The 25247-nt window shown below is 48.1% G+C and carries 19 protein-coding genes; 13 read left to right on the plus strand and 6 right to left on the minus strand.

Annotated elements, in window-relative coordinates; genetic code table 11:
- The first annotated feature begins 143 nt into the window (after window positions 1-143).
- Both ACM9J1_RS06790 and ACM9J1_RS06795 read left to right on the plus strand, forming a co-directional pair.
- Window positions 144-2558, plus strand: coding sequence for a TonB-dependent receptor (locus tag ACM9J1_RS06790; RefSeq protein WP_415581277.1), 2415 nt, complete (start codon window positions 144-146; stop codon window positions 2556-2558).
- Between the two features lie 79 nt (window positions 2559-2637).
- On the plus strand, window positions 2638-3462 hold the full coding sequence (locus ACM9J1_RS06795; protein ID WP_415581278.1) for a peptidase associated/transthyretin-like domain-containing protein: 825 nt from the start codon (window positions 2638-2640) through the stop codon (window positions 3460-3462).
- Here ACM9J1_RS06795 and ACM9J1_RS06800 read toward each other — a convergent pair whose 3' ends face one another.
- Together ACM9J1_RS06800 and ACM9J1_RS06805 are read right to left on the minus strand one after the other, a co-directional pair.
- Window positions 3463-4470: a 3-oxoacyl-ACP synthase III family protein gene (locus tag ACM9J1_RS06800; protein WP_415581279.1), complete on the minus strand. Its 1008-nt coding sequence runs from the start codon at window positions 4468-4470 to the stop codon at window positions 3463-3465.
- Window positions 4471-4692: 222 nt separating this feature from the next.
- Window positions 4693-7149 carry a S9 family peptidase gene (locus tag ACM9J1_RS06805; protein ID WP_415581280.1) on the minus strand — a complete coding sequence of 819 codons (2457 nt, stop codon included), beginning with the start codon at window positions 7147-7149 and terminating at the stop codon, window positions 4693-4695.
- 225 nt (window positions 7150-7374) lie between these two features.
- On the opposite strand from ACM9J1_RS06805, the gene ACM9J1_RS06810 reads away from it, so the two are divergent.
- Entirely contained in the window at window positions 7375-8232 is an 858-nt protein-coding gene (locus ACM9J1_RS06810; protein ID WP_415581281.1) for a CPBP family intramembrane glutamic endopeptidase, read from the plus strand.
- Between the two features lie 85 nt (window positions 8233-8317).
- Here the strand turns inward: ACM9J1_RS06810 and ACM9J1_RS06815 are convergent, their stop codons facing one another.
- A complete protein-coding gene (locus ACM9J1_RS06815; protein ID WP_415581282.1) occupies window positions 8318-9250 on the minus strand; it encodes an ABC transporter ATP-binding protein in 933 nt (310 codons plus the stop codon).
- A gap of 155 nt (window positions 9251-9405) precedes the next feature.
- Here ACM9J1_RS06815 and ACM9J1_RS06820 point away from each other — a divergent pair, with 155 nt between their 5' ends.
- Together ACM9J1_RS06820 and ACM9J1_RS06825 are read left to right on the plus strand one after the other, a co-directional pair.
- Window positions 9406-12411, plus strand: coding sequence for a beta strand repeat-containing protein (locus ACM9J1_RS06820; RefSeq protein WP_415581283.1), 3006 nt, complete (start codon window positions 9406-9408; stop codon window positions 12409-12411).
- 257 nt (window positions 12412-12668) lie between these two features.
- Entirely contained in the window at window positions 12669-13778 is a 1110-nt protein-coding gene (locus ACM9J1_RS06825) for a glycoside hydrolase family 53 protein (protein ID WP_415581284.1), read from the plus strand.
- A 51-nt stretch (window positions 13779-13829) separates the two neighbouring features.
- Here ACM9J1_RS06825 and ACM9J1_RS06830 read toward each other — a convergent pair whose 3' ends face one another.
- Both ACM9J1_RS06830 and ACM9J1_RS06835 read right to left on the minus strand, forming a co-directional pair.
- Window positions 13830-14516, minus strand: coding sequence for an OmpA family protein (locus tag ACM9J1_RS06830; RefSeq protein ID WP_415581285.1), 687 nt, complete (start codon window positions 14514-14516; stop codon window positions 13830-13832).
- Window positions 14517-14533: 17 nt separating this feature from the next.
- Complete coding sequence (locus ACM9J1_RS06835) at window positions 14534-15010, minus strand: hypothetical protein (protein ID WP_415581286.1); 477 nt, start codon at window positions 15008-15010, stop codon at window positions 14534-14536.
- 460 nt (window positions 15011-15470) lie between these two features.
- On the opposite strand from ACM9J1_RS06835, the gene htpG reads away from it, so the two are divergent.
- From htpG to ACM9J1_RS06855, 4 genes are all read left to right on the plus strand, one after another.
- Window positions 15471-17357, plus strand: coding sequence for a molecular chaperone HtpG (gene htpG, locus ACM9J1_RS06840; protein WP_415581287.1), 1887 nt, complete (start codon window positions 15471-15473; stop codon window positions 17355-17357).
- 433 nt (window positions 17358-17790) lie between these two features.
- On the plus strand, window positions 17791-19032 hold the full coding sequence (gene dcm / locus ACM9J1_RS06845) for a DNA (cytosine-5-)-methyltransferase (RefSeq protein ID WP_415581288.1): 1242 nt from the start codon (window positions 17791-17793) through the stop codon (window positions 19030-19032).
- Complete coding sequence (locus ACM9J1_RS06850; protein WP_415581289.1) at window positions 19016-20449, plus strand: Sau3AI family type II restriction endonuclease; 1434 nt, start codon at window positions 19016-19018, stop codon at window positions 20447-20449. Before dcm ends, ACM9J1_RS06850 begins: the two co-directional genes overlap by 17 nt.
- Window positions 20450-20469: 20 nt before the next feature.
- Window positions 20470-20952 (plus strand): very short patch repair endonuclease, encoded by a 483-nt coding sequence (locus ACM9J1_RS06855; RefSeq protein WP_415581290.1) that lies wholly within the window; start codon window positions 20470-20472, stop codon window positions 20950-20952.
- Between the two features lie 326 nt (window positions 20953-21278).
- Here ACM9J1_RS06855 and ACM9J1_RS06860 read toward each other — a convergent pair whose 3' ends face one another.
- Window positions 21279-21698, minus strand: a complete 420-nt coding sequence (locus tag ACM9J1_RS06860) for a response regulator (RefSeq protein ID WP_415581291.1) — start codon at window positions 21696-21698, stop codon at window positions 21279-21281.
- A 323-nt stretch (window positions 21699-22021) separates the two neighbouring features.
- Here ACM9J1_RS06860 and ACM9J1_RS06865 point away from each other — a divergent pair, with 323 nt between their 5' ends.
- From ACM9J1_RS06865 to aqpZ, 4 genes are all read left to right on the plus strand, one after another.
- Window positions 22022-22927, plus strand: coding sequence for an alpha/beta fold hydrolase (locus ACM9J1_RS06865; RefSeq protein ID WP_415581292.1), 906 nt, complete (start codon window positions 22022-22024; stop codon window positions 22925-22927).
- Window positions 22928-23177: 250 nt separating this feature from the next.
- Window positions 23178-24101, plus strand: coding sequence for a DMT family transporter (locus ACM9J1_RS06870; RefSeq protein WP_415581293.1), 924 nt, complete (start codon window positions 23178-23180; stop codon window positions 24099-24101).
- A 37-nt stretch (window positions 24102-24138) separates the two neighbouring features.
- Complete coding sequence (locus tag ACM9J1_RS06875; protein ID WP_415581294.1) at window positions 24139-24492, plus strand: DoxX family protein; 354 nt, start codon at window positions 24139-24141, stop codon at window positions 24490-24492.
- Between the two features lie 27 nt (window positions 24493-24519).
- The gene (gene aqpZ, locus ACM9J1_RS06880; protein WP_415581295.1) at window positions 24520-25242 is read left to right on the plus strand and encodes an aquaporin Z; all 723 of its coding nucleotides are present in this window, start codon (window positions 24520-24522) and stop codon (window positions 25240-25242) included.
- Window positions 25243-25247 lie beyond the last annotated feature (5 nt).

Raw genomic sequence — 25247 nt, forward strand, 5'->3', positions numbered from 1 at the left:
TCTTATGTCATTCACGCGCAGCTCATTAGCCGCATCGTCTTTTCTCATTGGCATTTTTAACAGAAAAAAAGCGTTGTGACGCTGTAACATTCAAGGCACGTATCAGTCTGATGGCCTGAAATCATCAATCATCAATCAAACCCATGCGACATTTTTTGTTATCGCTGACACTTCTGGTGTCCGGTCTTGCCATGCAGGCACAAAATGCAACACTTTCGGGAAAAGTAACCGATAAATCCACGAATCAACCGCTGCCCTACGCCACGATTGTCCTAAAGGAAGCCGACAAAGTCATCACCGGCGGCATTACCGACGACAATGGTTTATTCGACATCAAGAACCTGGTGCCGAAAAATTACGCGGTGGAAATCCAATTCATGGGTTACAAAACGCATCTCGCCACGGCAGATTTTACAACCGGGCAACGCAGCATTTCCCTCGGCACGATTGCGCTTGCCGACGAATCGACCAAACTCAACGAAGTCACGGTCGTGGCCGAACGCTCCACGATTGAACAGAAAATCGACCGGAAAGTCATCAACGTCGGGAAAGACCTGACTACGGCGGGCGCGACGGCGTCTGAAATCCTCGGGAATATTCCGTCGGTAAACGTGGATCAGGATGGAAAAATATCGTTGCGCGGGAATGAAAACGTCCGGGTGTTGGTGGACGGACGCCCGACGAACATCGATGTCACGCAACTCCTACGGCAAATCCCGTCGACCTCGATCAAGAAAATCGAACTCATCACCAACCCGAGCGCGAAGTACAATCCGGAAGGCATGTCGGGCATCATCAACATCGTATTGCACAAAAACGCCAACGACGGCTTCAACGCCAGCATCAACACCGGGCTGACCTTTGCCGTGACGCCGAAAATCAACAACTCGGTAAACATGAACTACCGTACCGGGAAAGTGAATTTCTTCGGCACATACGGCGACAATTTCGGAAAACAATTCAACGATGGCAACATTTACCGGCTGGACGACCAATCGCGTCAGGTGTTCGACATCGTCAACGACAACAATTCGCACCTGTTCAAGCTCGGTATGGATTTTTACCTCAACGACAAGAACACGATCTCGGTGTATACGAACCAGAATTTCTATTCCGGGAACGGCGTGATTGATCTCGACGTTTTATCGCCGATTTCCACCGATCAATTGTTCCAGCAATCGAAATTTTTCACGGACAACCAAGACGGCGCCTACAACATCGCCTACAAAAAGCTGTTTGCGAAAGAAGCTGAAACGCTCGATGTGGAAATCAACCACGATTATTTCAGGGAAGTCCAGCGCGCCGAATTCCTGACGGATTTCGTTGATCCGGCTGTCGTGGGCGACAATTTCTATCAGGATTACACGAGTGAACGCCGCAAACTGACGACCGCCAACGTGGATTATGTGAAGCCGCTTAACGAACGTACGACACTTGAAATTGGCGCAGAAGCCCGCGTGACACGTACGGAAAACAACTACTTGACCGGCGCCGACGACAATCTGGAAGAAGGCGATCCGCAGCCCGTGGCCAGCGATTCTGATTTCAATTACGACATCGACATTTATTCGGCGTACGGCACATTCGGGCAAAGAATCGGGAAATACGGCTACCAATTGGGCATGCGTTTCGAAAGTTATAAAGTGCATGCCGCCGAGTATGGCAACACGATTTACGAAGACGATTACATTACGGCGTATCCCTCAGCATCGGTGACCTACTCGCCTACCGAGAAAAACATGTGGCAAGTGAGTTACAGCCGCCGCGTAGACCGCCCTTCATTGGAGCAGACGCGCCCGATCAGGGAATTCGCGACACCGCGCGTGACGTCTCTGGGCAACCCGGAACTCGACCCGCAGTTCACCAATTCCGTTGAGGTGAATTACACGCGACAAATCGAACAAGGTTCCATCACGGCCGGGATTTTCGGACGCATCATCAACGACGAGATCAGCCGCGTGCTGTATCCGGATCCGGAAAACGAACAAAAACAAATTTTGTCCTTCCAGAATTTCGACACCAATACGGCGTTCGGTTTTGAGGTATCGGCGAACTATAAAATCACAAAATGGTGGGACATCCAACCCGCGGTCGACTTTTCGAGCATCCGTCAGAAAGGAGCGGTCTCCATCTTGAACCAGGACACCGATACTTATGAATTCACCAACCGCGAAGTCACGGCATCAGCCTTGAACGCGCGCATCAACAGCAATTTCAGGGCAACCAAAAGCCTGCGTTTCCTGATTTTTGGCTTTTACCGCGGCAGCGTGCAAGGCCTGCAGTTCGAAAGCCAGCCGATGTACAAGATCGACGCAGGCGGACGATACAGTTTCCTGAAAGACAAAGCCACGCTCAGCGTACGTTTCAACGATATTTTCAATACGCAGGAATTTGGGTTCGACGGCGATGTGCCGTACCCGCAAACCGGCAGTTTCGGTTGGGAAAGCCGTTCGGTTTACATCGGTTTCAACTATTCATTCGGCGCCGGCAAGAACCGGGCGTTGCAACGCAAACAGCGCGACGACAATACCCAGCAAGGCGGCGGCGGATTCTTTTGATGTTATTGGGTTAATTTGGGAAATCCCGGCGCTTGTCGGGATTTTTTATTTTGCGCACCTTTACGCAAATGATTCTTTTATGAAATGTCTTCTCGCCCTATTTCTTCTCTTTTCGGTGGCCGCTTCCGGACAAATCAAAGTTTTTTTGAAAGACCGCGACACCGACCAACCCATTCCGTACGCGAATCTCTGGCGCGACAACCAAATCGTAGCCTCGTCTGATTCACTTGGCCATTTTCATATAAAGGAAGGAAATTCGCGGACGCTTTACAAAATTTCCGCGCTTGGGTACGAAACGCTTGACACCATTCCAATCCCGGAAACCGCGACCATTTTGATGGCCAAAAACATCATTCCGTTGGACAACCTTACCTTGAAACGCGCCAGAAGCAATAAAAAATTCAAGATCGGGAAACTCAAGAACGGTGATGTCGGGATTGTCTGTACGCGGGAAGCGTTGGTGCCGATAGTCGCGAAGTATTTCCCGAATGACGGCAAACAACCCCTATTTCTGCATCGGCTGAAAATCAAGGCCTTTTCGTCGGAAAAAAACCGTATCGTCGCCATTGCGCTTTATTCGGCAGGCGAAAACGGAAAACCCGGTGAACCCATCAACACGCAAAACATCATTTGCCGTTTTAAGAAAGGGCATCACGTGGCAGAAGTCGATTTAAAAGACCTCGCCATTCCGCTTCCTGAAAACGGGATTTTCGTGATGGTTAATTTCCTGCAACTCGAACAGAACAAACAATACGGACCTACCAATAAGGATTGGTTTTTCTACGAACCGTCGCTCGATGCCGTGTCCAATCCGGAAACGCCGGACTATTGGTTTTTCGGAAAAAATGGCTGGGAACAAAGCATCAAAACGTCGTTGTCTATGCAGTTGACCGTGACCGATTGATTACCACCGGATAATCACACTTCCCCAAGTAAATCCTGAACCGAACGCCGCGAGCACGACCAGATCGCCGGACTTGATCATGCCTTTTTCCCACGCTTCGGTGAGCGCAATCGGGATGGACGCCGCGGTGGTGTTGCCGTAAGACATGATGTTGTTGTACACCTTGTCGTCAGACAGCTGGAATTTATGTTGGATAAATTGTGAGATGCGCAGATTGGCTTGGTGCGGAATGAGCATGTCGATGTCTGACACTTGCAGGTTGTTCGCCTGCAAACCTTCGTGGATGACTTCGGCAAACCGGACTACGGCATTCTTGAATACGAATTGCCCGTTCATGTACGGCAGGTAGCTTTCATCGTCCGGGTCGTTGTCTTTAAGGATGTCACTCACCCAGCGCCCGCCCATGCCCGGCGCTTTGACGACAAGTTCTTCGGCGTGCTGGCCTTCGGAATGCAAGTGCGTAGACAAAATGCCTTTGGACAAATCTTCTTCCCGACTCACAATAGCCGCACCTGCGCCGTCGCCGAAAATCACGGAAACGCCACGGCCGCGTGTGGTCATGTCAAGCCCTGCGGAATGCACTTCGGAACCGATAACCAAAATGTTTTTGTACATGCCGGTCTTGATGTATTGGTCGGCGACAGAAAGCGCATACACAAACCCTGAACACTGGTTGCGGACGTCGAGCGCGCCTACCGTCTTCAGGCCGAGATCGCGTTGGACGAGCACGCCCGGCCCAGGGAAATAGTAATCGGGGCTGAGTGTGGCGAAAATGATGAAGTCTATGTCGTCTTTGGAAACACCGGCGCGTTCAATGGCAATCTTCGCGGCCTTGACGCCCATTGTGGTTGTGGTGTCTTCGCCACGGATGATGTGACGGCGCTCCTGGATGCCGGTGCGTTCCTGAATCCATTCATCTGAAGTTTCGATGATTTTAGATAGGTCGTCGTTGGTGACGATGTTCTCCGGAACATAAAAACCGAGCCCTGCTATTTTTGAATGATACATATTATTGCGAAAAAGTGAAAGACAAATCTAAGGAAATGACAAAAAAGCGCGTCGTAAATTTGTGATTTTTTAATTCCCTGCCCATTTCTTTCGAATGCCAAAATGCAGAACGTCACCCGAGCCCGCAGGGCGAACGGTACGGAGCGGTGGCGTAGTAAAACGTCCAACGCACAAAGGCACAGTCGTCCTCCTAGCAACTAACCACTAGCGACTAGCCACTAATCATCCCTTCACTTCCGGCTTCTTCACTGTTTCTTGTTTCACTTCTTTCTTCAGGAAACGCTCCAAGAATTGGTCTTGTTCCCAAAGCAAGTGAAAGATGTTTTCCTTCGCGACATAACTGTGTGATTCTTTCGGCAAGATCACCATCCGCGCCGGAGCGCCCAGCCCTTTCAACGCCTGGAAATAACGCTCGGCCTGGAGCGTAAACGTTCCCGGATTGTTGTCGGCTTCGCCGTGCACGAGCAACATTGGGGTTTTCATTTTTTCGGCATTCATGAAAGGCGACATGCCGTTGTAAATCTGCGGTACTTCCCAATAGTTGCGCTGCTCGCTCTGAAACCCGAATGGCGTCAGGGTTCGGTTGTATGCGCCACTTCGGGCGATGCCACACGCGAACAAATCAGAATGCGTCAGGAGGTTTGCCACCATGAACGCACCGTACGAATGTCCGCCGCAAGCGACTTTTTTGCGGTCAATGTAGCCGAGCTTGTCCACGGCATCAATGGCCGCGGCCGCGTCGTCCACCAATTGCGTGATGAAGGTATCGTTAGGTTCGGTCGTGCCTTCGCCGATGATCGGGAAGGAAGCATCGTCCAGCACGGCGTAGCCTTTCGTGACCCAATACACGAACGAGCCGTAGTACGGGAACGTAAATTCATTCGGGTTTTTGTTGTTCTGGCCCGCGCTGTTCTTGTCTTTGAACTCCTGCGGATATGCCCAAATCAAAAGCGGTAGTTTCTGGTCTTTTTTCTTGCGGTCGTAATTCGCCGGCAGATACAGTGTGCCAGACAAATCCACGCCGTCCTTGCGCTTGTAGGCGATCACTTCCTTGTAAACGTCCTTGATGCTTTCAAACGGGTTTTTGAATGCCGTGATTTGCGTTAGGGAATTCTTCTTTTTGAAATCGCGGAAATAGTAATTCGGATAGTCAGACTTAGATTGCAACATCACCAACGCCTTCCCGTTCTTGAAATCTTCAATAGACAACAAATCTTCTTTTTTGTCGGTGTAGGCGGACTGGTAAAGCCGTTTGGTTTTCAGCGCGCCGATGTTGAACTCGTCAATGAACGGAAACTGTCCTTTTGGTGTAAAGCCTTCGCCCAACAGATACATATTTCCGTCTTCGATGGCCAACACGCGGCGGCCATACTGGTTTTTCACCGTTTCAAACGCGCCCGGATCGGCGTAAATGTCCTGTGAGTTGCGGTCCGAAATCACTTTCGCGCTGCCACCGGCTACCGATGGGTCAACCAGAAATGTCTTGGTGTTGCGTGTGTCGTACCATTCTTCCATGACAATTGCGGTGTGCGCATCGCCCCAAACCACATCCGAAAAACGCTGCGGTGTTTTCATCCAGGCCACGGGCGCTTTGTCAAACGGCGCATCCCATTGGAACAACTCGTCCCGGAACGTCACTTTGTTGGCCGGATCGCCTTCGTCCAAAGCCTGTACAAAGAAAAGTGTTGCGGGTTTGTCATCGCGCCAGCTTACATAACGCTTCCCTTTCTTCACCGCCATAAAACCTTTCGGCATGATTTCGTTCAGTGGCGATTCATCCACGGTCATCACGGCTTTTCCGGTTAAATCGTACGCAATGGTTTTCATCGGAAAACGGCTCAGCGGCACGATGTAAGAAAACGGTTTTTCGATCGTGGTGAGCATCACATAATTTCCGTCCGGCGAAAAGTTCGGGCCGTAATACATGGCGGCAGGTTTGAACAAAGTCGCTTTTCCATCGAGCGACACCGTATAAAATTCAGACGTGACGAGCGTCTCGAAGTTCGCTTCGTCATTCTTGTTCTTGAGCATGTCGGCATACGTGCGGTTCTGCGATTTTGACCCATCCGCTGTTGACACGATTGGCCCGGCAGGCAAGTCTTTCTTGGCATCCAAGAGCGTCGGTCTGTTGGTGGGCAACATCCTGACCAACAGCCGCGAACTGTCGGCGTACCATGCGGCCGGATTGCCCAGGTTCGCATTTAGGTTCGCCCCAGTGAGTTTCGTTGCCTTGGCCGATGCCACATCCAGCACCCACAATTCCACGCCGGTTGCAGTCGTGTGCGTAAAGGCGATTTTCTTTTCGTCGCGCGACCATGAGATATTCGCAATTTTCGGATTTTGCGGCAAACCGCTCACCTGGATTTCGTCCTTGCCGTTCACTTTCCTGACCTTCAGGTTGTTGATATACGTCACCGTACTCGAGATATTCGTCACCGGATTGATGCGCAACCCGGCCAATTTCATCTCATCCTGGTTCAAGTCGTCCAGCGTTTTATACGTGGCGCGGTAAGAAAGCAGCATGTATTCCTTTTTCGTGTCCATCGATACCGACGGCGCCCGATCGTAATCGGCCAGCGCTAAAATTTCCTGCGGCGGCAGTTGATACTTTAGGTTTTCCTGCGCCATAGCGGGTGCGGCCATCAGGAACAAAGCGAAAAATCTCAGTATAGATTTCATAAGTGGTCGTTTGAATCGTGTTGGTCTAAAGGTAAATATTCCTGTTACAAAAACACAGTTAATTTTTGGGCGTTGCGCTACGCGCCGGGCTGTCCGCGCTACACGGTAGCTTGCTTCCATCCCTAACGCAGTCCAGTCTATGTGCAGGGCACGAGTATTCAAATCTAATTTTCTGGTAACAATCGCCTTTTCTTTTCGTCACATCGATCAATCAGTCAATCACCTATGAATCAATCAATCAGAAAAATCTTGTTTTTCCCAATCACTAAAATCATTGTAGGCATTAGTGTTTGCTTTTCGCTCTTTGTAGTAATTCAGAACTTTGTATTAAAACCACTTTTTTGCAGCATTATACCAGATAAAAGTATTGCTGACCCAATCATTATCTTTCTGTCTTCTATCGTTTTATTGGTCAGTTATTATTATTTATTCCGTTTTTACGATAAAAGAAACATTACCGAACTATCCATAAAACATTTACCCAAAGAAATGTTCGATGGTTTTATTTTTGGCTTTTTGACAATTTCATTGTCTATTCTCATTTTATATTTATTAAACCACTATCAGGTTTTCGATATAACAACTAGCCACTACTCGGCCAGGTCTTTCACTGTGTTAATATTTGCTGCATTAGTGGAAGACTTATTTCATCGAGGACTAATCCTAAGGGTAATGGAAAATTGGTTAGGAACCAATATTGCCATTGTCCTTGCGATGTTGGTAGAACTTCAACATATCTTTAATCCTAATTCTAACCTATTTAGTCTTTTTTCCTATTTGATTTGGGGCTTTACCATGGCCATGCTGTTTATATATACCAAAAGAATATGGCTCCCTTTTTTCTTCCATCTAGGCTGGAATTTTGCGCAGCCTTTTTACGGCTCCAATCTCACTGGTACAAATGATATGGGCAGTATTATTCAATCTAAATTTACAGGGCCTGAATTGCTAACCGGCGGTGCAGCTGGCATTGAAGACTCCATTTTTACGGTTTCTTTTTTACTATCTATTGGAATAGTACTCTATTATCTCGCCAAAAAAGAGGGCAAAATTGTAAAAAGCAAACTGTTTAAAAAAGGGTGAATTTTAAAGGTCACTTTTTAGCGTGGTAACTATTTTTCGTCGAAGATTATGGTCAGGATTGAAAACCATTCGACGTTTGACCTCGCTACTTTCTGAGCGCCAAACAAACCATCATCCCTTTTTGCAACTCGGCGTGATGATCGAAATACACTTTCCCGAATTGGCATAAAGCTTCCACTCGGTAACCGTCGCCTTTAAACCATACGTGAGACACCGTTACGGTAAAGGCGGATTGTTTGACCACGACGAGTTGGTGCGGATAAACGAACCGATTCGCGCTGCCCAACATTTTCGTCGGGATGTCGTTCACATCGCCGAAAAGCGACGCCACATAACGGTTTTCGGGGTTTTCGTAAATAAACTTTGGCGCGCCCGACGTGATGATTTTGCCGTCTTTCATCACGATGGTTTCGTCCGAAAAAGAAAGTACGTCAATGCTGTCGTGCGTGGCCATGATACAGGTGATGCCTTGCTCGCGGAAATATTTGAAAAGGTTTCGGCGCAGGACATTTGCCCGAAACACATCGATCTGGCTGAACGGCTCGTCCAGCAACAACACTTCGGGTTCCAGCGCCAACACTTTGGCCAGCGCAGTACGTTGCTGTTGGCCGCCGCTGAGGAATTGCACTTTGACGTCGGCATACGCGGTCATTTCCACCATGTCGAGCAATTCGGCTACCCGTTCGCGCTTTTTGTCTTTGTAGATGTTCGACAGGAAATTCCCTACGTTTTCGGCTACCGTCGTGTAGGGCATCAGCCCAAAATCCTGGGCCAGATACTTCATCTTTTCGTGCCCCGGAATGAGGTTGAACTTCGGGCCGAGCACCGGCTCATCTTTCCAGGAAATCGAACCCGAATCTAAATCATACAAACCGTACAACAACTTGAGCAACGTACTCTTGCCGCAACCGCTTTCACCAATGATGGCAACCTGCTTGCCTTTTTCGATGGCGAAATCTACGTCGTCAAGGACTTTACTTTCACCGTAAGAAAATGAGATGTGGCTGGCTTGAAGCATGTCGCAAAAGTAGGAAAACGATGTATTTTGACGGATATTTATTTCTAATGGTCTGATTTTAAGATTTTTTCTTGTTTAGTACCGGGCTTTTTTCCGATATTTAGTTGCCCATTCTATCGTACGCCTGCTCTGCCCAATCCCTAAAATTGATGCGTATGAAGACGAAATTACTTTTTGCATTACTGCTTTTTACTTCGATGATGACCGCCCAAGTAGGCGTGAACACGACTGCCCCGAATTCGCAACTGGACATCCGTTCAAGCAATCAGGCCACACCCGCCAACACCGACGGTGTCCTAATCCCAAAGGTTGACACATTTCCGGCCACAAACCCGACGGCAGCGCAACAAGGCATGTTGGTCTATCTGACCACCGCTGTTGGCCCAAAAACGCCTGGCTTCTATTACTGGGACAACCCAACGTTAACCTGGATAGGATTGAACTCTTCAGCCAATCCGGACGCCGATTGGTACGAGGTCGCCACAACTACGGCGCCGGATAACATCAATGACGACATGTTCCACATGGGCCGGGTGGCCATCGGGAAAACTTTCGCTTCATATCCGTTCGAAGTGGAGAACTCGAACTACATGTACAACATTTACAACGTGAACAACAACAATACCGTAAGCCCACTCAAAGTGACGCTTTACAACTCGCTGACTGGAAATGCAGATGGTGATCACATGGGTGTGGCCAATCAGATTTCCGGGTCGGGCAACGGTGCGCACTACGGTTCTTGGAATTCCCTGAGTGGCATCGGCAACGGCAACCATTTCGGGGCTTCAACATACCTAAGCGGAACGGGCAATGGCGGCATGTGGGGCACGTACAATGATATTAGTAATTCGGGGAGTGGTACCCATTATGGAACCCATAACTGGCTTAATGGTAGCGGGACCGGCAACCACTACGGGACATTTTCATCCATGGATGGCACAGGAAACGGCAACCAAGTTGGTAGCTATGTCGGGATTACAAACACAGGGAATGGCCTGCATTACGGCCATGCCAGTTTCATGGTGGGCACTGGAGGCGGTGTTAATGTGGGCACCCAAAACTCTATTTTTGATGTGGGCAATGGCGCACATTACGGCGTAAGAAACCAACTGTATGGTTCAGGATCAGGTGACCATATCGGTATAGAAAATGAAATGTCCAATACGGGCACGGGCATCCATACTGGCGTACAGAATATCATGAGTTCTACAAACAACAACACCAGACGGGGTGTTGTCAACCAGTTTACCGGCTCGAATACCGGCGTGAGTTACGGCGTTTTCAACCAAATGGGCAATGCGGGCACCGGAAACCTCATTGGTAGCGGTACCTTTATTGCGAGTAGCGGATCCGGAGACAATTACGGCGACTACGTGTCGATAACCAGCATTGCGAACAATACCCATTATGGCTACTACAGTTCGTTGACGGGTATTGGTACCGGACAAAAATATGGCTTTTACTCGTCCATCCCAAGCGCCACCGGCGGCACGCACTACGGTGTTTACTCAAACGTCCTGAAAGCGGGTAGTTTTGCCGGTTATTTCCTCGGGAATCTCGCCATCGGAACCACAACCTTAAACACGTACATCATGCCGCCTTCCCGGGGTACCAACGGCCAGATCATGCAAACCGACGGCCTAGGCAATGTGACTTGGCAAAACCCGGCGTCTGTGGTCAACGCTTGGCTGGTCAACGGAAACGCCGGAACGTCTGTGGCCACGAACTTCTTGGGCACAACCGACAACGTATCAATGGCCTTCAGGACATTCAATCTGGAACGGATGCGCATCACCAATGGTGGGCAAGTTGTTGTAAACAGCGCCGCGCCTTTCGCGGGCGACGTATTCTCAGCGTATGCTTCTGGCGGAAATTATGCGGTTAACGGCTATTCAACAGGAAGCGGAAGCGCGGGTTACTTTTATTCTAGCAGTACAGGCTCTGCGGTAGCAGGTTACGTGAACGGTACCAACGGCAATGCGGGCGATTTTTGGACCGCCACTGGTGCAAATCCGGCATCAACCGTAGATATTTACAACCAAAGTGGCACGGCACCGGCCGTTGCGGTAAGGACTGATTTGGCAAACGCAGGCGCCGACGGAATTGAATTGGATATTAACGGTGCTGCCGCCAAACGGGGTATCGACATGTACATTGATACCGCAGTAACAGGATTGGGACTTGCCATATTTCATGACGGCACGGCTCGCGTAGCCAATTTCCAGCAACAAAACGCAGCCAATACACAAGCCGCTGTCTTTGCATCATCAGTAGGTTCTAACCGGACCATCAATGCACAAAATGCTACCACAACCAATGCCCAACAAACCGGATTCTTTTCACAAGGTTCTACCGGACTAGTGACTGGCACGTACGGCAACGCCGCTTCGGTTTGGGGCCAAAGTTCGGGCATACGCTCGGGCTTGTTCTTCGCAGCCGGAGCCAGTGCGAATACGACCTGCCTACAAGGAAGTTATTCCGGTGCCGCAGGCAACTATGACGGTGTGGGCGTGTATGGCATATTTACACCGAACCCATTGTACGGATATGGTGTGCTGGGTCAAGGCAACTGGTATGGCCTATATGCGATTGGCGATTCAGGCGCAACGGGCGTCAAGACCTTCCAGATTGACCACCCGCTCGATCCGCAGAACAAATACCTCCGCCATTATTCGATGGAATCGCCCGAAGTACTTAATATGTATCGCGGCAACGTCAACCTGGACGCCAACGGTGAAGCTGTAGTAACCTTGCCCGCTTACTTCGACGAAATCAATATCAATTTTTCGTATCACCTGACGCCGATTGGTGCACAAGCCAGTCTTTTTGTGAAAGAAGAAATCCAGGGCAACCAATTTAAGATTGCCGGCGGACAACCGAACCAAAAAATTTCATGGCAGGTATTTGCAGAGAGAAATGATTTGTACATCCAGAACAACCCTGTCAAGAAAATGCCTGAAATAGATAAAAAGCCAGAAGATAAAGGTTTGTATCTTCAACCTGAGTTATACAACCAGCCTGAATCCAGAAGCATTTTTGCCCGCTACAAAGCTGATCCGTCAAAGGTTAAACCGGAGTCAGAAGCAACGCCCGAACAAACGCCATCCACCAAAAAACGTGAGTTGAAACGCGAAACGGAGCCAGCGGAGGCCACAAAATAAAAAGGTGCGAACAACCGGTTCGCACCTTTCAACCTAACCAATAAACAAAACGAACTAACCTTTGTGTTTTGCTGTGATATACGGCGAAATTTGGAGGTTGGTTTTTTTGATGTGCTTTTTTCGGGATGGTTGTTAGTAATTGGTTGCTAGTTGTTAGTTGATAGTGGCTATAATAGAAGAAATTCTGAGCAGTCTGTGTGGTTTCCGTTCGACGTTTGACGTTTTGGTCTTTGACTGCGTTGTCATACTTTTAAGCCATGAAAAAAATCATTTCATTTATATTCTTCGCCGGGATATTTTACGGATGCAGCAGTTCAGACTCGGCGACGACAGCACCGCCAGACACGTTCTACAGAGGCATGGATCTGTCTTTCCAGCATGAATTGTCCGGCTATGGCGTATTGTATCGAAATGCCACGGGCAATCCCGAGCCACTACTCGACCAAGTGCAAGCCAGCGGTGCAAATCTGGTTCGGTTGAAATTATGGCATACGCCCGATGGCGGATTAAACGGACTAAATGCCGTAAAAGCCTATGCGCTTGAGTTGAAACAGCACGGATTATCGCTGTTGCTCGACATCCATTATTCGGATACCTGGGCCGATCCCGCACACCAGACCCCGCCCGCCGCGTGGCAAAGCCTGACTACGGAAGCATTGCGCGAATCTGTTTACCAATACACGAAAAATGTGGTAACGGCTTTGGAAATCCAAGGTACGCCGCCTGCATTTGTGCAAATCGGGAACGAAACCGACAGCGGATTTTTATGGAATTACGGGAAAGTATGGGACGATTTCGACGACAATTGGGGCAATCTGGCAGCCATCATCGCAAAAGCGGCGCAGGCCATCCGGGAAGCCAGCCCGAGTGCGAAAATCATCCTGCACCATTCCAACGTGGAAAATGCACGGTATTATTTTGAGGAATTGCAACCTTATGCGATAGATTTCGACGTCATCGGGTTGTCTTATTACCCGCAATTCCAGACGAAAAACCTCACCACCGTCCAAACCAGTTTGAATGCGTTGGCGCAGAACTTCGACAAAGACGTCATGATTGTGGAAACGGCGTACCCGTTCACCTTTGGGTACGATGACAACCTGACGAACTATATCGGCGACGCATCGCAAATTGTCCCTACCTATCCGGCCACACCTGCCGGGCAAAAGGCATTTTTGGACAAGTTGACCGAAATCCTGAAGAACGTCCCGGACAGAAAAGGCATCGGCTGGGTGTATTGGGCGCCGGACTGGGTGGCTTTCCCAGGCAATGAGGCCACTTCTACCACCGGATCGGCGTGGGAAAACCAAGCCTTGTGGAATTTCGATCATGTAGTGCTACCGGCCATCAATGCCTTCCAGCCATAAAAAAAACCGCCTCGAAAAAAGGCGGCTTTCTTGTCTTAAAATCCGGAGCAATTATCTTCCTTGTTGCGCGTCCTGGATCATTTTGTCGTTGGCCGTAATGGCGAACTCCACGCGGCGGTTCTGGCTTTTGCCGTCGGCCGTCTCGTTGGTGGCGATCGGGTCTGCTTCGCCCATGCCGGTTGTGGTAAACCTAGAAGCGGCAATTCCTTTTGAGATCAGATAATCCCTAACGGACGCGGCACGTTCACGGGACAATTTCAGGTTATACTCGTCGGTGCCGTCGCTGTCGGTGTAACCGAAGATGGAAATGTTGGTGTCGGCGTATTCCTTGAATACCGGAATGAGTTTCTCCAAATTGGTTTTTGCCGTTGAGGTCAAGGTTGATTTGTTCACATTGAAACGGACGGCGTTTTCCTTCAAGGTCAACTTGATGCCTTCGCCCACGCGTTCTACTTCGGCACCCGGAAGCGCGTTATCGATTTCGCGGGCTTGTTTGTCCATCTTGTTACCGATGACGCCGCCTGCCACGCCGCCTACGACACCGCCGATGACCGCGCCCATGGCACCTTTGCCGCCTTTGCCGAGGTTGTTGCCCAACACGCCGCCAATCACGGCACCGCTCACGGCACCAATGGCCGCGCCACGCTGGGTCTTATTCGTATTTTTTACGGATTCGCAGCTGGAAAGAAAAGTTCCCGCTGAGAACAATATGGCCAATGCTATTGCTGAATTCTTCATGATTTTATTTTTTGGGGTTAATTTCTGCGGAAATGGTAAACGACTTTGGACGGCTTCCCTGCAATATCGAGAGTTTCGTAGAGTTCGAATTCGTTCTCGGATTGGTTTTGCACGCCGAGGATGTAGCCGTCGCGGACTTTCTTGGCTTTCTCACCGGCGTTGAGCACTTTCAGGACGAATTGCCCTTCGCGGTTGACGAACCAAGTAATCGGCGAACTGAAGCTTGGGCAACCTGCGCCGCCGTTCAGGGCCATTTCGCCTTTGTTGTTGTTGGAGATGAACTTCCAGGTACTGCCCTCAAAACAAGCCGCGTCTGCGAGCTGGAGCGCGGTCACTTTGACATAGTTGGACGCCGGCGTGGTGACACGGTCAACCGTCCAGGTTCCTTTCATCATGACCTGCGAATTGCGGTCTAGCTTGGTTGCGGTGGCAGACTTGGATTTGCATCCGAACGCCAACGCGGCAAGCACGAAGGTTAAAAGTATTCTTTTCATGATTGCTGGTTTTAGAATTAGTTACTGCAAATATACAATGGACAATTTCCAAATGTTAAAATGGGCGTTTTAATTAGAAAAAAATTAACGGTAAGACAATTTGTCAGGTTTCGGGGTTAGGTTTAAAGTTTGAATGGCGGCGGGAAAGTTCAAGGTTCAAGGTTTAAAGTTTATCGTTTAAAGTTTAAAGTTGAGAACGACGGCCGGAGCGTGAACTGGCGTGCAGCGCACATAAAACAGCGTTGCGTTAGATATGATATATAGAGGAGGAAGCCCGGTGGGCTTCAGGTATGTAACAAGAATAAAAGCGTGAAGTTGCGTGCGGCGCACATAAAACAGAGTTGCGTTAGGGATTGCAGCGGCAGCCCGCAGCGCTAGCGAGGACTATAGCGAAAAGCCCGGCGCCTAGCGCAACGCCCAAAACAATTTAAAATTTATAATTCAAAATTTATAATAGACTATGAGTTCCGGAAAAATCAACGTTTCAGTAGAGAACATCTTCCCGTTAATCAAGAAATTTTTGTACAGCGACCACGAGATTTTTCTTCGTGAATTGGTTTCGAATGCGACCGACGCCACTTTAAAGCTCAAGCACCTGACCAGCATCGGCGAGGCTAAAGTGGAGTACGGCCACCCGACGATCGAGGTGAAGATCGACAAGGAAAACAAAAAGCTCCACATCATCGATCAAGGCATTGGTATGACGGCCGAAGAAGTCGAAAAATACATCAACCAAGTGGCGTTCTCGGGTGCCGAGGAATTCTTGGACAAATACAAGGATTCGGCAAAAGATACGGGCATTATCGGGCATTTTGGACTTGGTTTCTATTCTGCATTCATGGTGGCCGACAAGGTGGAAATCATCACCAAATCCTACAAAGACGAACCGGCGGCTTATTGGACGTGCGACGGTAGCCCTGAATTTACGATGGAACCGGCCGATAAAAAAGACCGTGGCACGGAAATCGTTTTGCACATTGCGGAAGATTCCGTAGAATTTTTGGAAGAATCGCGCATCAGGGAATTGCTGCAGAAATACAACAAGTTTATGCCTATTCCAATCAAGTTCGGCACAAAGCAACAAGCGCTTCCAAAGCCGGATGACGCGCCGGAAGACTACAAAACCGAGTACGAAACTGTAGACAACATCATCAACAACCCGACGCCGGCCTGGACGAAACAGCCGTCTGAACTAACCGCTGAGGATTACAAGTCATTCTACCATGAATTGTATCCGATGCAATTCGAGGAACCGCTGTTCAACATCCATTTGAATGTGGATCATCCGTTCAACCTTACGGGAATCTTGTATTTCCCGAAACTCGCGAAGGACATGCAGATCCAGCGCGACAAAATCCAGTTGTACCAGAACCAGGTATTCGTAACCGACAACGTGGAAGGCATTGTACCGGAATTCCTCACGATGCTCAAAGGTGTGATTGATTCCCCGGACATTCCGCTGAACGTGTCGCGTTCGTATTTGCAGGCCGATGGAAACGTGAAGAAAATCTCGAATTACATTACGCGAAAAGTGGCCGACAAACTCAAGTCATTGTTCACCGAAAACCGTGAAGACTTTGAGGCAAAATGGAACGACATTAAGATCGTGTTGGAATACGGCATGCTGAGCGAACCAAAATTCTACGAGAAAGCAGGCGCATTTACGCTCTACCCTACCGTTGACGACCAGTATTTTACGTTGGACGAACTCAAGGAAAAGGTAAAAGACACCCAGACCGACAAAGACGGCAAACTGGTCTTGCTTTATGCCGGAAACAAGGACGCGCAACATAGTTTCATTGATGCGGCCAAAGCGAAAGGCTACGAAGTCTTGCTGCTGGATTCGCCACTGGTGCCGCACCTGATCCAGAAACTGGAAGCCGATAACGAGAAACTTGTATTTACCCGCGTGGATGCGGACCACATTGACAACCTCATCAAGAAAGAAGACACAGCCATTTCAAAACTGTCTGACGAAGAGAAAGAAAAACTCAAGACCGCGATTGAAGGCGTCGTGCCTGCCGCGACCTACACGGTGCAATTGGAAGCGCTGGATTCAAGCGCCGCACCGTTCATGATCACGCAGCCCGAATTCATGCGCCGCATGAAGGAAATGAGCCAAATGGGCGGCGGCGGTATGTACGGCATGGGGAACTTCCCGGACATGTACAACTTGGTCGTGAACACGAATTCAGACCTGGCAACGAACATCCTCAGCATTGAAGATGCGGGCCACCGCGACCAAATGGTGAAACAGGCGCTTGATTTGGCCAAACTCTCGCAAAACCTGCTCAAAGGCGAAGAACTCACCGACTTTGTACGCCGGAGTTTTGAGATGATGCAGTAACGATATTTCTATTTTTTAAATTGGGTAGCCCCGCGGTGAAAACTGCGGGGCTTTTTGCTGGTGGCAGAGGCATTGCTGCACAACAATCGCATTTTGATCTTGGCAGAAATACAAGAACGCAACCACATGGAGCCCAACGTATTCTTGAAAATACTTGTACGTATTTTTACATCGCAAAAAGGCTCAAATTAGGTAAAAATACGTATTGCGAAACCCAAAATCGGGGCGTAGTTTTACACCAGCCTACATAAGTTTTTTTGTTTCGATAGAAAGCCCCGAAAGGGGCTTTTTTGGTTGGGCAACTCTCAACATTTTCAAAGCGTGATTTGTTGAAAACGCGTCTGCGATAAGGCTTTTATTTCTGATAAAAAGGAATAAATTTGAGCAAGTCGAGCAGCATTTTGCGTTCGTCAGTTTCTCACCATTTATCATAATGAAAAATCAGGAAATCAAAGTAATAGAGTTATTTGCAGGAGTTGGTGGATTTCGTTTAGGATTGGAGAAGACTCCAAACTACACCGTCATATGGAGTAATCAATGGGAACCTTCTACAAAAACCCAGCATGCTTCTTTGGTTTATGAACATAGGTTTGGAAAGGCCAATCATTCTAATCAAGACATCTCGCAGGTTCCTACCGCTGAAATTCCAGATCACGACATGCTTGTCGGCGGGTTTCCTTGTCAAGATTATTCCGTTGCAACTACTTTGCATAATTCTAAAGGGCTTATTGGTAAAAAAGGCGTTTTATGGTGGTCTATACACCGTATTCTTTCGGAAAAAAAGAGCAAACCTCAATATTTGCTTTTAGAAAATGTGGATCGTCTACTGAAGTCTCCGACCCAACAGAGAGGTCGTGATTTTGCGGTTATGCTTAAAAGCCTGGATGATTTAGGTTACGCGGTGGAGTGGCGCGTAATTAATGCAGCGGACTATGGTATGCCACAAAGAAGAAGACGGGTTTTTTTTCTAGGTTATCACAAATCGACAAACATCTATAAATGCCTTAAACAATCTGACAAGCTGGATTGGCTAACGAAGGAAGGAACTATCGCGCAGGAATTTCCGGTGTCGGATGTGACAAAAATGGACACTTTTAAACTTCTAGGCGATTTGGTCGACATTTCAGAAGATTTCAATAAAGGAAAAAAGCTGTCTCCGTTCCAAAACAGTGGACTTATGTTAGATGGCGTTGTCAGCACGACACAAACTCAACCTAACTATGATGGAAAAAGAACTTTGTTAAAAGACATCTTAGAAAAAGGGCCCATATCATCCGATTTCTATATTGATGAGAACGATTTACCCCAATGGCAGTATCTGAAAGGTGCAAAAAAGGAAATCAGAAAAACATCTGAAGATTTTGAATATAACTATAGCGAGGGAGCGATGATTTTTCCAGATGCCCTGGATTCGCCTTCAAGAACTATTATTACAGGCGAGGGCGGAAAATCGCCTTCGAGGTTTAAGCACGTGGTGAAAACTTCGAAAGGCCTGAGGCGGTTGACGCCTGTTGAACTCGAGAAGTTAAATATGTTTCCCGAAAATCATACACGACTGGAGGGCATTAGTGATACGAAACGTGCCTTTTTTATGGGCAATGCATTAGTGGTCGGCATTATCGAAAAGATAGGAAAAGCCCTTTTGGAAAAAATAAATCATGGCGTCACTGTATAACATTGAGGACAAAGATTCTATCGTAGAATTCGCCAAACAGTTTGTTGGTAAATCTATTCAATCCGAATTTGCGAATCGGCTTGGCGAACTTCGACTAAAAGACAAAGACAAAGGGCAACTAGGAAAAGTAATCGAAGAACTCTATTTCAATTACAAACCTAATTCGAATGCTAAAGCTGATTTTGAAAAGGCGGGATTAGAATTGAAATCCAGCGGACTCAAACAACTACGCAACAACGAATACCGCGCCAAGGAAAGACTTGTTTTAAGCATAATCAACTATTACAAAGCGGTAGATGAAAATTTCGAATTAGATTTCCTAAATGGCAAGAACGGACATCTATTGCTTATCTTCTATCTTTATTCTAAAGGACTAAATCAACTATCGTCAATAATTAAATTGGTGGGAGACTGGAAATATCCCCCAAGTGATTTGGCAATCATCAAACAAGATTGGCTAAAAATCCAGCAAAAAATAAAAGCGGGAAAGGCTCATGAACTTTCGGAAGGAGATACATTCTATCTTGGCGCGTGTACAAAAGGCGCCGACGCCAGTTCAGTCCGCAAACAACCTTTTAGCAACATAAATGCGAAACAACGAGCGTACTCGCTTAAACAAGGTTACGTTAATCATATTATTGCGTCGATTGCGTCTGACCGGAATGAAATATACGGGAAGCTAATAACTTCTCAGGAAGAATTGAGGGAAAAAACTTTTGAAGATTATGTCGTAGACAAGTTTAAGCCCTATTACGGTTCAAGCGTGGAAGACATTTCTATATTGACCCCGAAAAAACTGAACATACAAACAAAGAACTTCTACTCAACAATAGCCAAAATAATACTCAACGTTCAACTTGACAAAGAAATAGAAGAATTTGAAAAAGCCAATGTGGTGGTTAAAGCCATCAGGGTTGAAGAAAACGGAAATATTATTCAATCCGTTTCATTCCCTGCTTTCGAATTTAAAAAGATTTACGACGAGGACTGGATTTCGAGCGAAATGAAAGATCAAATCGAGAAAAAGTTTCTGTTCATCTTTTTTAAGAAAAAAGGCAGTTCTTACTACCTTAAAAAAGCAAAGTTTTGGAATATGCCCCTATCCGACCGGAACGAAGTACGGCGTATATGGTTGAAAACAAAGGAAATAATTCAAACTGGGAAAATATTTAAGGATTACGACAGGGATAAGGATGGGAATATCAGACTTTCCGCAAAAGGAAACCCTATAAAATTGAACAATTTTCCAAAAATGGCCGAAAGCCCTATTTGCCATATCCGACCACATGGAAGCGATTCAACGGAGACTTATGAACTTCCCGTCATAGAAAAAACCTTAAACGTTACTGAATATTCAAAACAATGTTTTTGGCTAAAGAACACATATATCCGAAACGAAATATACTTGACGGATTAAGCCTCCTGATTAAAGATTTTATGGACAAACTCTCCAAAGACCAACGCTCCAAACTTATGGGGAAAATCCGCGGAAAAAATACCAAACCCGAAATCCGTCTTGCCAAATCACTCTACCACCGCGGCCACCGCTACCGCAAACACAACAAAAAAATACTCGGCACGCCAGACTTGACGTTTGCTAAATACCGCATTGCGATTTTCGTCGACTCCGAATTCTTCCATGGCAAACACTGGCATGTCGTTGAAAAACGTCCAAAATCCAACGCCGAATTCTGGCAAAAGAAAATCGAGCGGAACATCGCCCGCGACAAGGAAGTGAACGAATACTTAGAAAATCAAGGCTGGACCGTCCTGCGCTTCTGGTCCGAGGAAATCAAAAAAAACCTTGACGAAGTTGTCGCCACGATAGAGCGCATCATCATCATGAAGAAAAGCAAAGTCGTCAACATTTACCCCGACGACGATCTCCCACTAAATGCAGTGGCCGAAACAAAAGAGTAACCTTCCGGTTAGATATTTCCGGCACTGCGCCAGCAAGCCGGAAATCAAATAAACACTTCCGATTTCCCCGCGCCATCGGTTACGCAGGCGGACACCTGCCGCCCGAAGATGGCGCAAAATTGCAGACTGTTTGAGCCGCAGGCGAGTTTCTGCAATTTAGCCATTGAGGGCGAGCAGGTCGCCGAGTAACCGGGCGCATGGCCTTTTTGCTACTTTTGCGGCCAGGCAAAAGTAGGCCCAGCGGCAGCGACACAATACAACCCCACGCCGCGGCACGCGACAACCAACAGCCCCTAACGGGCACCGCTAACGTGCAGTGTCAAACGTTACGCAAAACACCTCACACCATAGGCGTCCGGCAAACCCTTAAATGCCTCCGCAAGCTTTTTCTCCGTCAAAGACTTTGAAATAAACCCCGACACCATCGGGTGGCTTTCGGCGCGGGCTTTGTCCGCAAATTGCGTGGAACTGGATAAAATAAAAATGGTGTATTGCTGTGGAATGGCTTCCAGAAACGCAAAACGCTCCAGAAAATCCCAACCGCTCATGTGCGGCATGCTCAGGTCGAGGAAAATCACGACCGGACGGTTCTGGCTGGCAAACTGGATTGAAATGGCTTCCAGTGCAGCATTCGGGTCTTGATAAGAGTAGACCTCGGATGGGCCAAAATGCCGCTCGATGGCGATTTTGCACACCATGTTGTTGATGGCATCGTCATCAACAATGATAAATGTCGTAGGATTCATGATACTAAATTTGGGCTACACGAAGTTACCGAAAATGAGGATACGCGCCCCGAAATCCTGCAACATTTCGATGAAATACAATAAATAATCAACCCCATTACCGGATTAGATTTGTTGCAAACCACTAAAATCATGGAAACCAGTACTACAACCAATACGCAATCGCAAAACCAGAACGACGACAATTTCGACGGGTACCTTTTTTTTCCGGATTCATTGCTGTGAAAAATGCTGATAACTGCTCACAATATTGTTAATGAATAGTTGAAACGCCGCTTGCAACCGATGTTCGTTTTGCACTAATTTCGAAGAAAAATTACGCAATGTCCGCCAAAATCAGAATTGTTGTATTGTTACTTGTTGCCGCAACCGTGTGGTCGTGCAAGGAAGCCGAAAAACCCGTGGAGAAATCCGGGACGCTGTTTCGTGACGGCGCACAAATCAACTACAACATCCACGGTGAAGGCGGCGCTACCTTGCTGTTCGTACATGGCGCGTACGCAGACCAAACGTATTGGGACGCGCAAGTCAAACATTTCAAGGACGATTACAAAGTGGTGACGATGGATTTGCCCGGTCACGGAAAATCAGGGAGAGACCGTAAATATTGGTCGTTGGATGGTTTCGCGGGCGATGTGTACGCCGTCATCAAAAGACTGGATTTGAAGAATGTCATTTTAATCGGTCATTCCATGGCGGGCGACATCAATTTGATCGAAGCCACATCGCACCCAAAAAACATCATGGGGTTTATTGGTATAGACAACTTTAAACAGGCCGCTACTCCGATGCCGAAAAAATTCGACAAGCAGCGAAAAGCCATATTGGCCGCACTCAAAAAAGATTTCGCCGGCGCTAACGAGAATTTTGCCCGCACGACTTTGGTGTCGGCCGAAACGCCGGTGGAAATCACCAACCGCGTGGCCAACGACTTTAGAAATGGCTACAAACCGATGGGAAAACAAATCATGCCAGAACTGTTTAATGTGTACAAACGCGAACGCAAACTACTCCCGAAAATCCGTTTGAAATTGCACTTGATTAACGTGGACAACACGCCCACAAACGAAGCGCCGCTCAAGAAATACTGCAGCAGCGGCTACGACATCCGCCTGATGAAAGGTACGTCACACTACCCTATGCTCGAAAACCCTAAGGAACTGAACCGTTTGCTCCAGCAAACCATCGAAGACATTTCCCGGGAAAACGACGCCCGCCGCAATTTGTAGAGCGGTAATAGCACAACCATTTTTTACCAAACTGTCTGTTTTGGAAGCGTTCCTTTGCAGGCGCTACACCGCGTTAGCGATTGCAGCGAAAATCCTTTTTGCAGAAAGACCACGCGGAAGCGCAGCGTAGCGAAATCTTTTTGCAAAAAGATTGTAGCGTAAAGCGCGGCCGCAGGCAACGCCCAAAAAACCATCAACATCACGCGCGAGCGAAAACAAATGCTTATCTTTGCCCGCTTTTCTAAACGCGATGACAAACAATTCAATCCTTAAAGGTGTAATCTTGGTTGGGCTTGGCGCCACGAGTTACGGCTGTTTGGCGACGTTCGTCAAGTTGGCTTACGACGACACGGGCATCACTGGGAAACCGTTTTCTCCGGCCGAAGTGATTTCGGCGCAATTCATCCTGGGCATCGCCGCGATGCTGATCATCAACGCCTACCAGAAATCAAAAAAAGGATCGGACGCGGTGAAAGCCACGCCGCGCAACATCATGCAACTCTTGATTGTGGGCACTTCTACGGGTTTGACGAGTATTTTTTACTATCTGGCCGTGAAATACATTCCGGTTTCCATCGGCATCGTGCTTTTGATGCAAACCGTCTGGATGGGCGTTTTGCTCGAAATGTTGTTGGAAAAGAAAATGCCATCGGGCATCAAAATCGCAGCCGTCTTAATCGTGTTGATTGGGACTGCGCTCGCCACAAATCTCGTCAACAATGAAACAAACCTGGATTGGCGCGGCCTCATGCTTGGGCTTTTGGCTGCCGCATCCTTCACCACGACCATGTTTGCCGCCAACAAAATCGCGTTGGGCGTTTCGTCGGCGCAAAGAAGCTTATTCATGCTACTCGGCGGCGGTGTCATGGTCTTGATTTTTGCATTGGCCACGCACTCAGGCGCGTTCAATTTTGATATTTTCTACAAATGGGGTATTGTGCTCGCTTTGTTCGGAACCATTATCCCGCCGATGTTGCTTAATGCGGGTTTCCCGAAAACGGGCATCGGTTTGGGAAGCATCGTATCGTCTTTGGAACTTCCAGTTTCGGTGACGATGGCTTACGTCTTGTTGCACGAAAAAGTCAACGGGCTACAATGGCTGGGCATAGCGCTGATCTTGTTCGCAATCGTGATGATGAACGTGAACTTTAAAAACCGAAAACGTCAATTCTAAATAATTAATGTTATATTAGCTTGAAAATCTGGATGATATGGCATTACCATGGCATCTTTACCTGATGGCAGCCCTGTATTTCCTGGCGGGAATCAACCATTTCAGGAAACCCGGTTTTTACGTGCGCATCATCCCGCCGTTTTTCAAGAATCCGAAATTACTCAACAAAATCAGCGGCACAGCGGAAATCCTGTTGGCCGTTTTTTTATGCGTGCCGATGACGACATCCTTGGCGGCTTGGGGCATCATTTTATTGTTGGTCGCGATTTTTCCGGCGAATGTTTACATGTACACAAACCGAGAAGCGTCGCTGGGTTTCCCGAAGTGGTTGCTGTTGCTCCGGTTGCCGCTCCAAATCCTTTTGATTGCTTGGGCTTACCGTTACACCTAAATATTTCCTAACCAAAAACCTTGAACCATGACAAAAAAAGCAATTGCAGAATTTATCGGAACCCTTTGGCTCGTACTCGGCGGCTGCGGCAGCGCGGTATTGGCGGCCAATTTTACCTCTGAACCTTTCATCGGGATTGGGCTTGTGGGCGTATCGCTGGCCTTCGGCCTTACCGTACTAACCATCGCCTATGCACTCGGACGGATCTCGGGCGCGCACCTCAACCCTGCGGTCACCATCGGTCTTTGGGCCGGCGGACGTGTCGAGACCGGGACCGTTTTCCCTTACGTCATAGCACAAATCCTGGGTGGTGTCGCCGGGGCAGGCATTCTCTACATGATTGCGACCGGCAACGGAAGCGCCATTGGTGATTTTGCCGCCAACGGATTCGGCGAACATTCACCGGGTAAATACGACATGGCTTCGGCGTTCATTTGTGAATTCGTAATGACGTTCATCTTCATCATCGTCATCATGGGCGCCACCGAAAAAGACCGCGCGCGCGAGGCTTTTGCCGGACTTGCCATCGGTTTGTGCTTGACTTTGATCCACCTCATCAGTATTCCGGTTACCAATACGTCGGTGAACCCGGCGCGCAGTATCAGCCAGGCGGTTTTCGTGCAAGGCTGGGCGCTTGAGCAGGTTTGGTTGTTTATTGCCGCCCCTATTTTGGGTGCAGCCGTTGGTGGCATCGTTTACAAAATGCTGTTGCGCAAGACGGACTTTTCGGCCGACGACCGCAACGAATAAATTAA

Source organism: Flavobacterium longum (assembly GCF_965137575.1).
Classification (GTDB): Bacteria; Bacteroidota; Bacteroidia; order Flavobacteriales; family Flavobacteriaceae; genus Flavobacterium; species Flavobacterium longum.

Excerpts from the sequence above, each read along its gene's own strand:
- ACM9J1_RS06790 (WP_415581277.1), top strand. The coding sequence starts at position 144 with ATGCGACATTTTTTGTTATCGCTGACACTTCTGGTGTCCGGTCTTGCC.
- ACM9J1_RS06795 (WP_415581278.1), top strand. The coding sequence starts at position 2,638 with ATGAAATGTCTTCTCGCCCTATTTCTTCTCTTTTCGGTGGCCGCTTCC.
- ACM9J1_RS06800 (WP_415581279.1), bottom strand. The coding sequence starts at position 4,470 with ATGTATCATTCAAAAATAGCAGGGCTCGGTTTTTATGTTCCGGAGAAC.
- ACM9J1_RS06805 (WP_415581280.1), bottom strand. The coding sequence starts at position 7,149 with ATGAAATCTATACTGAGATTTTTCGCTTTGTTCCTGATGGCCGCACCC.
- ACM9J1_RS06810 (WP_415581281.1), top strand. The coding sequence starts at position 7,375 with ATGAATCAATCAATCAGAAAAATCTTGTTTTTCCCAATCACTAAAATC.
- ACM9J1_RS06815 (WP_415581282.1), bottom strand. The coding sequence starts at position 9,250 with ATGCTTCAAGCCAGCCACATCTCATTTTCTTACGGTGAAAGTAAAGTC.
- ACM9J1_RS06820 (WP_415581283.1), top strand. The coding sequence starts at position 9,406 with ATGAAGACGAAATTACTTTTTGCATTACTGCTTTTTACTTCGATGATG.
- ACM9J1_RS06825 (WP_415581284.1), top strand. The coding sequence starts at position 12,669 with ATGAAAAAAATCATTTCATTTATATTCTTCGCCGGGATATTTTACGGA.
- ACM9J1_RS06830 (WP_415581285.1), bottom strand. The coding sequence starts at position 14,516 with ATGAAGAATTCAGCAATAGCATTGGCCATATTGTTCTCAGCGGGAACT.
- ACM9J1_RS06835 (WP_415581286.1), bottom strand. The coding sequence starts at position 15,010 with ATGAAAAGAATACTTTTAACCTTCGTGCTTGCCGCGTTGGCGTTCGGA.
- htpG (WP_415581287.1), top strand. The coding sequence starts at position 15,471 with ATGAGTTCCGGAAAAATCAACGTTTCAGTAGAGAACATCTTCCCGTTA.
- dcm (WP_415581288.1), top strand. The coding sequence starts at position 17,791 with ATGAAAAATCAGGAAATCAAAGTAATAGAGTTATTTGCAGGAGTTGGT.
- ACM9J1_RS06850 (WP_415581289.1), top strand. The coding sequence starts at position 19,016 with ATGGCGTCACTGTATAACATTGAGGACAAAGATTCTATCGTAGAATTC.
- ACM9J1_RS06855 (WP_415581290.1), top strand. The coding sequence starts at position 20,470 with ATGGACAAACTCTCCAAAGACCAACGCTCCAAACTTATGGGGAAAATC.
- ACM9J1_RS06860 (WP_415581291.1), bottom strand. The coding sequence starts at position 21,698 with ATGAATCCTACGACATTTATCATTGTTGATGACGATGCCATCAACAAC.
- ACM9J1_RS06865 (WP_415581292.1), top strand. The coding sequence starts at position 22,022 with ATGTCCGCCAAAATCAGAATTGTTGTATTGTTACTTGTTGCCGCAACC.
- ACM9J1_RS06870 (WP_415581293.1), top strand. The coding sequence starts at position 23,178 with ATGACAAACAATTCAATCCTTAAAGGTGTAATCTTGGTTGGGCTTGGC.
- ACM9J1_RS06875 (WP_415581294.1), top strand. The coding sequence starts at position 24,139 with ATGGCATTACCATGGCATCTTTACCTGATGGCAGCCCTGTATTTCCTG.
- aqpZ (WP_415581295.1), top strand. The coding sequence starts at position 24,520 with ATGACAAAAAAAGCAATTGCAGAATTTATCGGAACCCTTTGGCTCGTA.